The 12,900-nt window shown below is 66.7% G+C and carries 4 protein-coding genes; 3 read left to right on the top strand and 1 reads right to left on the bottom strand.

What is annotated here, in order from left to right:
- Positions 1–763: aminoglycoside phosphotransferase family protein (locus ABZ928_RS45200; RefSeq protein WP_361533064.1), on the top strand; the 763-nt coding region annotated here is incomplete at its 5' end.
- 95 nt (positions 764–858) lie between these two features.
- Here the strand turns inward: ABZ928_RS45200 and ABZ928_RS45195 are convergent.
- Positions 859–4,281, bottom strand: a complete 3,423-nt coding sequence (locus ABZ928_RS45195; protein ID WP_361533061.1) for a DNRLRE domain-containing protein — start codon at positions 4,279–4,281, stop codon at positions 859–861.
- Positions 4,282–4,739: 458 nt separating this feature from the next.
- Here ABZ928_RS45195 and ABZ928_RS45190 point away from each other — a divergent pair, with 458 nt between their 5' ends.
- A complete protein-coding gene (locus ABZ928_RS45190) occupies positions 4,740–12,314 on the top strand; it encodes a DddA-like double-stranded DNA deaminase toxin (RefSeq protein ID WP_361533058.1) in 7,575 nt (2,524 codons plus the stop codon).
- Positions 12,314–12,835, top strand: coding sequence for an Imm1 family immunity protein (locus ABZ928_RS45185; protein WP_361533055.1), 522 nt, complete (start codon positions 12,314–12,316; stop codon positions 12,833–12,835). Before ABZ928_RS45190 ends, ABZ928_RS45185 begins: the two co-directional genes overlap by 1 nt.
- Positions 12,836–12,900 lie beyond the last annotated feature (65 nt).

Here is a 12,900-nt window from a genome sequence, read left to right as displayed (position 1 = left end):
GTGGGCCACACAGGACGCGGACACGCTCCTGCGCAAGGAGCACACCTGGCTGCCCGCCCTCGCCCCGCACCTCCCGCTCCCCATCCCCGTCCCGCAACGCCTCGGCGAACCCTCCGAGCGTTTCCCGCGACCCTGGATCGTCACCACCTGGCTCCAGGGCGAGCCCGCCGACCGCGCCCCCGCCACCCGCGTCGCCGAGTCGGCCGACACCCTGGCCGCCTTCCTGACGGCTCTGCACCGGCCCGCTCCCGCCGGCGCACCGGTCGGCCGGGGTCGGGGCGGGCCGCTGGCCGAGCATGCCGAGGGAGTCACCAAAGGGCTCGCCTCGGCGGCCGAGACGGGGCTGATCTCCGATCCTGACGCCGTCCGCGCGGTCTGGGAAGACGCGGTTGCCGCGCCCGCCTGGGAGGGGCCCGCGGTGTGGCTCCACGGTGACCTGCACCCGGCCAACCTGCTCACCGCGGACGGCACCTTCTGCGGAGTCATCGACTTCGGTGACCTCTGCGCGGGCGACCCCGCCTGGGATCTCGCCGCCGCCTGGATCCTGCTCCCGGACGGTGCCGTCGACCGCTTCCACGCCGCCTACCGGCGCCCCCTGGACGCCGCGACCTTGCGGCGAGCCCGCGGCTGCGCGGTATGGCGCGCCCTCGGCTGCATCTTCATCGGAGACGCCGGCGTCCATGGGCAACCCGGAGGGAAGCCCACATGGGGTCCGCCCGGGCATGCGGCGCTGCGGCGGCTGGTCGCGACGGCGCACTGCTGATCAGCCCGTCTCCGTCACTGACGCGAAAGACGGAGCAGCGGGTGACGGCAGTACCGCCGCCACCCGCCGGCATCCGTCCTCAACGGCGAACCGTCCTACCCAAAGGCCAACTTGGTCGACCACCCGCCGTTGGTGGAGCTGATGACCGCGACACCGCTCCCGAGGGTCTTGGCTCCACCGGCATAGAACTTGACGGTGTTGTCGCTGGTGAGCGACCAGATGTCAGGTACGCCGTCGCCCGTGACGTCCGGAGTGCCGTACAGCAGCGGCAGAGGCATGGCCGTCGCGGTCCAGCCGGTGGCGTACGTCGTGTCGGCACCGGTGAGTGAATTCGCCGCGGCCGCGAGCGAGGTGAGGGTGGAGCCGCCGTTGCTGTCGGCGATCCCGTAGCGGAGATAGAGGTTGCCCGACGACGTGGACCGCCAGAGCAGGTCGGGCTCGCCGTCGGCGTTGTGGTCGCCGACGCTGACGAGGTCACGGTCGCCCCAGGCGCCGGCGTTCATGTACGTCGCCGTGGAGAAGCTGGCGCCCGTGTACCCGGTGAAGGCCCACAGGTTTCCGCCGGTCGTGGTGACGAACAGGTCGGGTCTGTCGTCCAGGTTGTAGTCACCGAGGATCAGCTGAGTGAAGGTGCTCGGGTCAGGGGCGTTCGACGGCAGCCGTATCGACATGCGCTCGGCGATGTTCACGCTTCCGTAGCCGTCGCCCGGATAGACGTAGAGGCTGCCGTTGGGCATGCGGGCGATCAGGTCGGTGATCCCGTCACCGGGCATGGTGTCGCCGCCATGCGCGATGAGTGCGGGTGAGCCGTCGGTGCCCTTCCAGTAGCCGTCCTCGTCCTCACTTCCCGCGAGGATCGTGCCGTCCCGGTGGGCCGCGTCGAGCCCTACGTGCAGATCGCCCGCTGCATTGGCCGGGTAGAGACGGAGGTTGCCGTTCTCGTCGATCACGAAGAGGTCCGGATGCGTGTCGCCGGTGACATCGCCCGCGACGTCGGCGGTGTCCTTGGGGGTGACGTAGAAGAGGTACTTGGTCCCGTTGGTCGAGGGGTTGCCCGCGGAGTCGACCGAGCGTGCGTACAGGACGTTCGGGCCGGCGACCGGCGGCGACAGGGAGACGGTGGCGGAGGCACCCGCGGTGACGCTCGTCGAACTCGCGTAGCTGGTCGAGTTGAAGGAGTACTGGAACTTGACGACGTCGGTGTCCCCGTCGGGCGCGAAGGTGAACTTGCCCGCCGTGCCGAACTTCACCACTGACCACACACTGCCCGTGCTGTCCGCCTCAGGGAAGTCGGTGGAGGTGACGGTCGGCGCGTTGGGTGCGTCAGCGTCGTAGACGAACCGGCACACGCCCGGTGATGCCGTGGGGCCGTATGCGGAAGCGGCGCCGGATTCGTCGATGGCCCGCACCCGCCACGAGTACGTGTAACCGTTCTTGAAGGCGCTCGACAGTACTTTCGTGGAGGCGTGGCCGTCGGCGTCGGTGGTGATGTTCTTGTCGAGGATCTTGTTGTCGCCGTCGCCCGTGTGCCAGAGCTCGAAGTCGAGGTACTTCAGGTTGCCGTCGGGGTCGGACGAGGTGGCGGCGAAGGTCAGGTCGGACTTGCCCACGGAGGCGTAGGGCTCGGTCATGTCGCAGTCCGGGCCCGGTGACATCGTCTTCGCCCACGGAGTCTTGGGCTTGCGGTTGTAGTAGGCCTTGATCCAGGGGGCGTGGTCGCCGACGGCCTTGAACTTCTTCCAGGCGTACGCCGAGAGATCGTCCTCCGCGTCGTCAGTGGCCTTCATCCCGATGGTGATCTTGCTCCAGCCGCCGTCGGCCGCGTCCTGGGCGAGGCTGGTGGCGTCGAACTTCACGTAGTCCTTGGGGCAGGAACTGTTGTAGCCGTTGGCCACGTCCTTGGTGTCGATCCGCTCCTTCAAGGCCGGCTGGTTCTTCCAGGTCGTCTTGGAGGAGATGCCGTCGGTTCGCCAGAGCTCCACCACCCGGCCCGAGCAGGACCAGGAGTACGTCTCCAGGGCGTAGAGGTCGGCCGAGGTGATGTGTGCGCCCTTGAGCGAGGCCGTCCAGTCGAGCCGGAAGAACGACCGGGACAGGCCCCATGTCGTCGACTCGTAGCCGACGCGCGCCTCCGAGGTGCCGTCGTTGAAGTTGGTGCCGTTCCAGAAGCTGGCTTCCGGGTGACGGCTGTAGGCAGTGGTCCAGTTCTCCGTGTGGCCGGAGAAGGACGGATCGATGAAGAGCGGGAACTCGATGTCCTCGTCCGTCAGCAGGTCGCTGTCCGGGACGACATGCAGGGTCGCCTCGCCGCTCTCGCCCTCCCCACCGTCGAGCGTGGCGGAGGCGGTTGAGGAGTGGGTGCCGGTCTGCGGTCCGGCGAGACCGGGCAAGGCCAGCACTTCGGCGGCCGTCAGATCCGAGGTGGCCTTCCGGAACGCGGCCTGCTGCACGGTGACTTGAGCTGATCCGGGGCGATAGGTCACCGGATCGGCGGTCTCCTCGTCCCCGGTCTCCTCATCCCCGGTCTCCTCGTCCCCGGTCGGCTCGGGTGACGCTGACGGCGAGGACGGGGACGCCTCGGGCTGGGCTGACGCGGTGGGCGCGTCGGTGTCCAGGTCCGACGAACCCTTGCTCTCGTCGGGGACCTCGGCTCCCGGCTCCTCCGAATACGAGGCCGAGGGCTCGTCCGTCGGGACGGCCGGCTCGGGACCACCGCCCTCGGTCGTCTCGCCCTCGCCGGCCGAGTCCCACATGTACGGCGTGGGCGACACCGCGATCTCCTTGCCGTCGGCGTCCTTGGCGTACACGGCATCGGTCAACGGGTCGATCGTGAAGGTGAGATCGGGCGAGGAGAGACCGTAGCTGAGCTCGGCGACTTGCGAACTGGCCGCTGCCGCAGGGGTCTTGACGATGAGAACGTGTGAGAAGCCGGAGTCCCGGGCCGTGAGCAGCAGGTCCACGCCCGGGAACACCTCCTGGTACAGGGCGCGGTCCTCCTCCACGACGGGCTCGGGGAGCGCGCCGGGCCAGCTGAGGGTCATGGTGTGACCCTCGCTGGTGAGCGAGACCAAGGGGCTGCTCTCAGCGGTCTCTTCCGCGCTGAACGAGGCTCGCCGCACACCCCGGGCCGCCCGGCCCGCGCTGCTGCCGCCGGAGAACTCCACCGGATTGTTCGTGGCGTTGGGCGTCCAGCCGCCGTCCCGGGTGCGCCGCAGAGTGGTGTCGATGGCATGCCACTCGCCGTCCACCTTCGCGCGGATGGCGGCGGTATGCGCCTGGTACTCGAACCTGCCGTCTGGGAGCGCGTACGTCGTGGTGGTCGCCGTGCGCAGTGTGGTGACCTCGACCCGCTTGCCGGTACGGCGGGCCTCGTCCTGAGCGGTGTCCTCGGTGAGGGGGCCGGAAGCCTTGGCGTCCTGCCGTGTCTTCCCCGGGCCGGACCCGGTACCGGAATTGTCGACCAGCGGCAGGACGCCGACTCCCAGCGCGGCGACCAGAGCCGCGGCGGTGAGTGCCACGGCCTTTCTGCCGCGCGGAATTCGCTGCGGAATTCGTTGCGCAAGTCCCATCGAGGCTTCCCCCACCGAATAGCTGTGAATTACCTGTGCGACCTCGATGCTCGCGGGAGGACAGAGATGCGCGGGCAGAGCATGACCCATTCCTGTGCCGTGCACCAGAGATTCGATTTTGCGACCTCTTCGCAATCTATATCCGTCAAACCTGACATTGAGATCAAAACAGCCCATGAGCTGCTGAGTTCAATGAGGATTTGCTGACGATCATGCAGATCATGTGAAGTCGTCCCGTTTTAAATGACTACTGAAATCTCTTGTCCGAAACGCCCCGTGATCAACATCACCTAAAGGTAAAGGGCGGTTGACAATAAGCCCAGGTGAACCCAAAGATCCGCTCACCAACAATGAGCTTTCTGCGGGCGGCATTTCACTCTGCGGCCCTTCGGGTGGGGGAGAAGTCCGTGCGTCGTTCCGCGCTGCGCCGTGTCCGTTCGCGGATCGGATGTGTCATAGCCGGAGGCCTGCTCGTCGCGTTGCTGCCCAGCCAGTCCCTCGCCGTGCCACCGACGGACGACGACCGCACCACCGTCGACCTCATCGACCTCCCGACGGAGGACGAAGCCGTCGACGCGGACACCGGAGACCTGGCCGAGCTCCAGGGCGAGGGCACCGTCGAGGCCAAGGAGTACGAGCCCGCCCACACCGAGGAACCGGCGGGCGGAACGGGCGCCGCCGCGCTCAGCTCGCCGAGCGCCGGGACGCTGGTCCGGGCCGGTGAACTGCCGGTCCTGGTGGGCGCGCCCGAGGACGCGACCAGCGCGGAGGCGAGTGCTCTCGCCGGTTCGTGGACGGTCGAGATGGCCTCCCCGGCCGAGACCGAGGCCGCCGACATCGCCGGTGCGCTGCTCACGGTCACTCCGCCCGCCACCGCCACCGGTGAGGTGGACATCGCCCTCGACTACTCCGACTTCGAGCAGCTCTACAGCGCCGACTGGGCGGACATGCTGGAGTTCGTCCAGCTCCCGGAGTGCTTCCTGACCACTCCGGACGTCGAGGGGTGCAGCGATGTCACCCACCTGAACACGGAGAACGACGACAACACGGGCCGCGTCACCGTGACCCTCGACGTGGACGACCTGGCCGGCACGGCCTCCAGCACCACCGCCTCCACCGCGACTGCGACCACGGAGGGAGTGGTGACGGACGGTGTGTACCGGGAGAACGAGGCACAGAGCAGCGGTGCGCTGAAGTCCCTGCTCCCGGCGGCCGGTTCGGCTGCGGGTTCGGCGGTCCTCGCCGCCACCAACAAGGGCTCCGGCGCGAAGGGCGACTTCACCGCCACTCCCTTGTCCAGCGCGGGCTCCTGGTCCGCGGGCGGATCCTCGGGTGCCTTCACCTATTCGTACAAGGTGACCTCCCCGCCCGTCCCGGCGGGACCGGCACCGACGGTGGCGTTCTCCTACAACTCGCAGGTCGTCGACGGCCGTACGTCGGTCACCAACAACCAGGCCTCCTGGATCGGCGACGGCTGGGACTACAACCCCGGCTCCATCGAGCGCAGTTACCGCACCTGCTCCGACGACACGGCCGGAACCGCGAACAACGCCTCGCACAAGACCGGTGACCTGTGCTGGGGTTCCGACAACGCCGTGCTGAGCCTGGGCGGTTCGACCACGGAGCTCGTCAAGGACAGCACGACCGGCGAGTGGCAGACCGCGAGCGGCGACGGTACGAAGGTCGAGCGGCTCTGGGACACCTCCCTCAACAACGGCGACAACTCAGGTGAGTACTGGCGCGTCACCTCCCGGGACGGCACCCAGTACTACTTCGGCCTCAACAAGCTGCCGAACTGGAGCAGCGGCGACGAGTACACGGACTCCGTCCTGACCGTGCCGGTCTCCGGCAACCAGTCCGGCGAGCCCTGCTACAACGCCGACTTCGCCTCCTCCTTCTGCAAGCAGGCCTGGCGCTGGAACCTCGACTACGTCGTGGACACCAAGGGCAACGCCATGTCCCTGTGGTGGTACCGAGAGGGCAACTACTACGCCAAGAACGAGGACTACGACTCCCCGTCGTACTACCACCGCGGCAGCTTCCTCGACCGCATCGAGTACGGCCAGCGCGAGAGCACCCTCTTCAGCGCCGAACCCGTGGCCATGGTGGACTTCTTCACCGCGGAACGCTGCTTCGGCGAAGATGGCCTCAAGTGCACCAACACAGCCTTCGAATCAGGCGATTCCGGCCAGTACCGCATCTGGTACGACACCCCGGCCGACCTGTACTGCTCGGGCGCGGCCGACGACAACTGCGGCGTGGGTTCCCCGACCTTCTTCTCCCGCAGACTGCTGTCGTCGCTGACGACCTACGCACAGCGCAAGTCGGGCGACACCACCCTCTACAAGGTCGACTCGTACGACCTCACGCAGTCCTTCCCCAAGACGCTGACCGACACCGCGCCTCCGCTCTGGCTGGAGTCGATCAGTCGCAAGGGCTTCGGCGTGGACGAGGACGGGGACCCGGACGGGGCCAGCGAGGCCATGGCCGCCGTCGAGTTCTCGCACAACAACTCCGCCATGCCCAACCGCGTCGTAGAGGGCAGTGACGACACACGCCCCGCCTTCGACCGGCTGCGGATCCGCCGCATCATCAGCGAGTACGGCGGCGAGACGGACATCGAGTACTCCACACCGACAGGCGCCTGCGCGAGCGGCTCCGGTTTCCCAGCCAAGGAGAGCAACGGCGGGCTCTGCTACCCCGTCTACTGGAGCCCTGGTTCAAGCGAGACGATCGACTGGTTCAACAAGTACGTCGTCACCTCCATCACCCAGAAGCCGCGCGTCGACGGCGAGCCCGACGTCGTCACCACGTACGCCTACCAGGGCGATGCCGCCTGGGCCAAGAACCAGGCCGAGTTCAGCAAGAAGCGGACTCGCACCTACGACCAGTGGCGCGGCTACGAGCAGGTCAACACCCTGAGCGCGCCCACGGACTCAAGTCTGGGCACCGTACAGACCGAGACGGCGGTTCGCTACTTCCGCGGCCTGGACGGTGATCCGCTGCCCGACAGCAAGACGCGGTCGGTCACCACCAAGGACTACCGCGGTTACACCATCGCCACGGACAAGCCCGCCTTCCAGGGCATGACGGCAGAGAAGATCACCTTCACCAAGGCCGACGGCTCGGTCACCTCCCGCACCGTCACCTACCCCTCGGCGCACCTGCTGGCGACCCGCACCCGAAGCGACGTCCCGGACCTCAAGGCGTACCGCGTCCAGACGGACAAGACGCTCACGGTCGTCCCGTCGTCCGGCACCGGTGACGACACCCGCACCTCCCGCACCGTCACAGTCACCACCGCCTATGACGACACCTACGGCCTGCCCACCCAGGTGGAGTCGCAGGGCGACACCGGTGTCACCGGCGACGAGACCTGCGCCATCACCTCCTACCTCCACAACACCTCCAAGCACCTGATCGGCCTGGTCAAGCAGGTCAAGACCACGGCAGGCCTCTGCTCGGCCGCCGCCACGGCCACCGGCGACGACGTGGTGGCGGGCACCCGCACCGCCTACGACGGAGGCGAGTACGGCGACGCCCCGACGGCCGGCCTGTCGACCAAGATCTGGACGGTCAACGGCGACGGCGACGGCTGGACCCGGACCTCCACCACGACCTACGACGACTACGGCCGGGTCGAGACCGTCACGGACGCCGCAGAGAAGACGGCGCACACGACCTACACGCCGCCGAAGGGCCAGACCTACTCCACCACCGTCGAGAACGCCGCCGGGCACACCTCCACCACCACCGTCGACCCGGGCCGCGGCACGGCACTGAAGTCCACCGACGTCAACGACAACAACACGGTCTACGCGTACGACGCGTTGGGCCGCGCGACCGCCATGTGGACCGCGTCGCAGGACCCCGCCACCGACAACCCGGCCACGAAGTACTCCTACGACGTCGTCGCGGGCAAGCCCACCGCCGTCACCACCTCCGTGCTCCGGGACACCGGCACCTACGACGACACGGTCGTCCTGTACGACGGCCTGGGCCGCGAACGCCAGACGCAGAGCGAGGCGTTCGGCGGCGGACGCATCGTCACGGACACGCACTACAACGCCAACGGCACGGTCTGGCGTACCGACAACTCCTACCTCGCCGAGGGCGAACCGGACGGCGAACTCTTCGAGCCCAAGAGCGACTTCCAGTTCCGCTCGTCCACGGTGACGACGTACGACGGACAGGGCCGCACGCTCACGGTCACGCCGTACGAGGCGGGTACCGCGAAGACGTCGAAGCAGACGGCGTACGTCTACGGCTACGACTACACCAAGCAGCTCCCGCCGACAGGTACGGCGTCGACCCGCACCTTCGCCGACGCGCTCGGCCGCACCGTGCGCATCGACCACTACACCGACGCCAACCGGACGACGTACACGTCGACCCGCTACACGTACGACACCCGTGGCAACCGGGTCTCGGCCAAGGACACGGCCGGAAACTCGTGGACATGGGAGTACGACGCGCGCGGCCGTCAGGTCGAGGCGGTCGACCCCGACACAGGCACCACCAAGACGACGTACAACGACCGGGACCAGCCCGTCACCACCACGAGCGCGGTGGGCACGGCGGACGCGAAGACGGTGTGGACCGGCTACGACGAGCTGGGCCGCAGCACCGGCCAGCGCCTGAACGACAGTTCGGGCAAGCAGCTGACGTCGTTCACGTACGACACTCTGACCGGCGGCCTCGGCCAGTCGACGTCGTCCACGCGATACACCTCGGACGGCGAGGCGTACACGACCGCGGTCACGGGCTACGACAAGGAGTACCGCCCGACCGGCAAGAGCGTGACGATCCCCGACACGACCGAGACCAAGGGCCTGGCGGGCACGTACGAGTACTCCTTCACCTACACGGCCACGGGCAAGATCGCCTCGGCCACGGTCCCGGCCGCGGGCGGTCTGGCCCAGGAGAAGGTGGTCACCCGCTACAACGGCGACGGCCTGCCGGTCTCGACTTCGGGTGCGGCCTGGTACACGGCCGACGTGGACTACTCCCCGTACGGCGAGGTCCTGCGGGCGGTCACGGGCGAGCAGCCCTACCGGGTGTGGACCACCAACGTCTTCAACGAGGCCACAGGGCTGGCTGAGCGCACGGTGGTCGACCGGGAGACGGCCACTCACCGGATCAACGACCGTCTGTACTACTACGACGCGTCGGGGAACATCATCCAGTTCACCGACACGGACGGCGCCGGCACCGTCGACCGGCAGTGCTTCACGTACGACGTGCTGGGTCAGCTGACCGAGGCCTGGACCTCGCCGAACCCGAGTTGCACCGCCTCGGCCGCGGGGAAGACCACGCGCGAGCCGGTGTACGCGGACGGCACGGTCAACGTCACCTCGGCCAACGACGGTTACTGGCAGGAGTACTCCTACGACGCGATCGGCAACCGCGAGACCCTGGTCGAGCACGACGCCGACGTGACCGTGACGGACGGCGCGATCGACACCTCCGGCGATGCCACGACGTCGTACGACTACGGCATCGACCCGTCGGGCTCCGGCGTCGTGAAACAGCCGCACACCCTGACGTCCATCACCACGGACACCGAGACGGTCGACACACAGGCGACCCTGGGTTACAGCTCGACGGGCAACGCGACCACGCGACTGTACGGGGGTGACACCCAGTCCCTGACGTGGACGTGGGACGGCAAGGTCGAGACCGTCACCGGCTTCGGCGCGGAGGGCGAGGGCCAGGCGGTCGGCCTGTCGGGCAAGTGCCTGGACCTGTCCTCGTCCTCGACGACGGCAGGCACGGCTCTCCAGCTCTACCCCTGCAACGGTACGAAGGCCCAGCGTTTCCGCATCGACCCGGCGAGCGACTCGGATGCCTCGACGGGCGAGCTGAAGGTTCTGAAGAACTGCGTGACGCCGAAGGACGGCGGCACGGCGAACGGCACCGCCGTCGTCATCGCGGCCTGCACCGGCGCGGCGAACCAGCAGTGGACCGCCACGTCCGGCAACGCCCTCAAGAACGTGGCGACCGGCAAGTGCCTCGACGTACCGGCCTCCAACTCGGCCGCGGGCACCGACCTCCAGCTCTACACCTGCAACGGCGGCACGGCCCAGACCTGGGTCTTCAACAACAAGACGACCTACCTCTACGACGCGTCAGGCAACCGTCTGATCGCCTCCACGGCCTCCTCCCACACCCTCTACCTGGACGGGATGGAGCTGTCGACGGACGTCAACGGCGCGACGGCGTACTGCCAGCGCTACTACGCCCACGCCGGCGCACCCACGGTCATCCGCTCGTCCACGCTGGGTTCGACCAGCTCATCGCTCATAGCGATGGTCACCGACCACCAGGGCACGGCCCTGGCCACGGTCAACCTGTCCTCCGGCCAGGCGGTGAAGCGCCAGAAGTCCGACCCCTTCGGCGTCGAGCGCACGTCGAGCGACACCTGGACCTCGCACCGGGGCTACATCGGCGGCACGGACGACAGCACGACCGGCCTGACCCACCTGGGCGCGCGGGAGTACGACCCGGAGACGGGACGGTTCATCTCCGCGGACCCGGTGCTGGACATCGGCGATCCGCTGTCGCTGAACGGCTACGCCTACAGCAACAACAGCCCTGTCTCACACTCGGACCCGAGCGGGCTGAAGCCGGTGCATGACGGCGGTGGAGCCACCGGTGCAGGCTATTGCCCCAGTGTGGTCAACCCGGCATGCGCTGAGTACGGGACCGCCGACGGCACTGGTTCCAGCTCGGATAACGAGACCGTCACCACCACCGTCGCCAAGACGGTCACGGTGACGAAGCCGCCGTCCGATTGTGACTGGCTGTGCTCGCTGGGGAACACGTGGGACAAATACAAAGTCGAGATCGTCAGTATCGGCGTCGACTTCACAGTCTCAGGGGCCTGCTATGTCGCCACAGGCATAGGCGGAACAGCGACAGGCGGCCTGGGATACGGTCTCGCGGCCGGTTGCGGTGCCCTGGGCGGCATGGCCGGTGGCCTGGCCGGCAACCTGATGGACGACAACGCTGATCACAGTGCCGGAGGCCAGCTCAAGGACGAGCTCACGGGCGGGCTCTTCGGTGGGATCGGTGGCGCGGCAGGGCATGGGCTCGGACAAGGGATAAGCGCACTCTCAGGCAAGCTGCTGGGAAGTAAGGCTGCCAACTGCTTCCTCGCCGGTACGAAGGTCCTGTTGGCGGATGGCTCGTCGAAGAACATCGAGGACATCGAACTCGGTGATGAGGTTCTGTCCACGGATCCTGAGACGGGGGAGACCAGTCCCCAGCCCGTCACTGCGCTGATCAGCACCGAAGCAGACAAGCACCTCAATGAGCTGACTGTTGAGAGCCCGACCGGCAGTAACAAGATCACGGCCACTGCCGAGCACCCGTTCTGGGTTCCCTCGACAGGGGAGTGGATCGACGCGGGTGACCTGAAGCCGGGCACGGTGTTGCTCACTGCCGACGGCACCACGGCGAAGATCAAGGAAAACCGGGCGTATAAGGATCACGTCCGTACGTACAACCTCACTGTCGCGGAACAGCACACGTACTACGTGCTGGTGGGCAGTACGCCGATATTGGTGCACAATACGTGTGATCCGAAATTCGTTAGTGATGCTCTGCGCGCAATTTCAGGAAAGCGAATTACCACGGGGCAAATATTTGGCGGAGACGGAAAGCAGATCGCCGATGAGATAACCAGTGGAAGTGACGATCTGGCGAAGAGTGCCCAGGGTTATCTGGAAGGGTCCCCTAGTATTCGGAACCTACCTAAGGGGGCGAAGTATGCGTCGGCGGATCACGTTGAGGCGAAGTATGCGGCGTGGATGCGGAATAATGGAGTTACTGATGCGCACGTAGTCATCAATCACAACTATGTGTGTGGGCCCCCTCTCGGCTGCCAGGTTTCGGTTCCTGCCATCCTTCCTCGTGGTTCGACCATGACGGTATGGTATCCAGGGGCGGGAAGTCCCATGAGGCTATCGGGAGTGGGTTGATGATCCTCAACGCCGTGATTCACGGTACGTACTACTACGCCGAGACGTGGCCGGAGATGTCGGTGCTGATCGCAGAGGTTATGGAGAACCTCGGGTCCGAGGAGTCTGATGGCCAATGGGTCAGTCCTGGCGAGCAGGCGTGCTTCATGTTTGCTGATGGGCGTCACGCCTCCGATGTCAACACTTGGTGGCCGGATAATTATTTGTATGTGTCGATGAACCGTTCGACGGGATATGGCGGGTTCACCTGGTTTGTTGGTGCAGAGCGAGCCGAAGAAGCCAATGATGGGATTTCTGACCATGTTTGGGTGTCCGACAACTCCAGTCCCCCAGAATTTGACCCTCGGGTTGTTTCTGATCCTGGTTTTCCGCTCTTCTATCACCCTCGTAGTGTCATCCCTGCTTCTCAAGTGCATATCGTCCTGGAAGAATTCTGCAGGCGTGGTACGGGAGATCGACCTGAGAGTGTTTCATGGGTTTGTGGTGAAACCAATGGGAGGCGTCTAGATGTCGATGTGTAGCTTGGCGCGCAGTCGTGAGGCTATGGCATTGTAGATGTGGCGGCGCTATCAAGCGATGAGCGAAT

The organism is Streptomyces sp. NPDC046909 (assembly GCF_040644695.1).
In the GTDB taxonomy this organism is placed as follows: Bacteria; Actinomycetota; Actinomycetes; order Streptomycetales; family Streptomycetaceae; genus Streptomyces.
Note: the sequence above shows the minus strand (reverse complement) of the source record. Positions and strands in the feature narration are given on the sequence as shown.

Coding starts and splice junctions, on each gene's coding strand:
- ABZ928_RS45185 (WP_361533055.1), top strand. CDS start 12,314: ATGATCCTCAACGCCGTGATTCACGGTACGTACTACTACGCCGAGACG.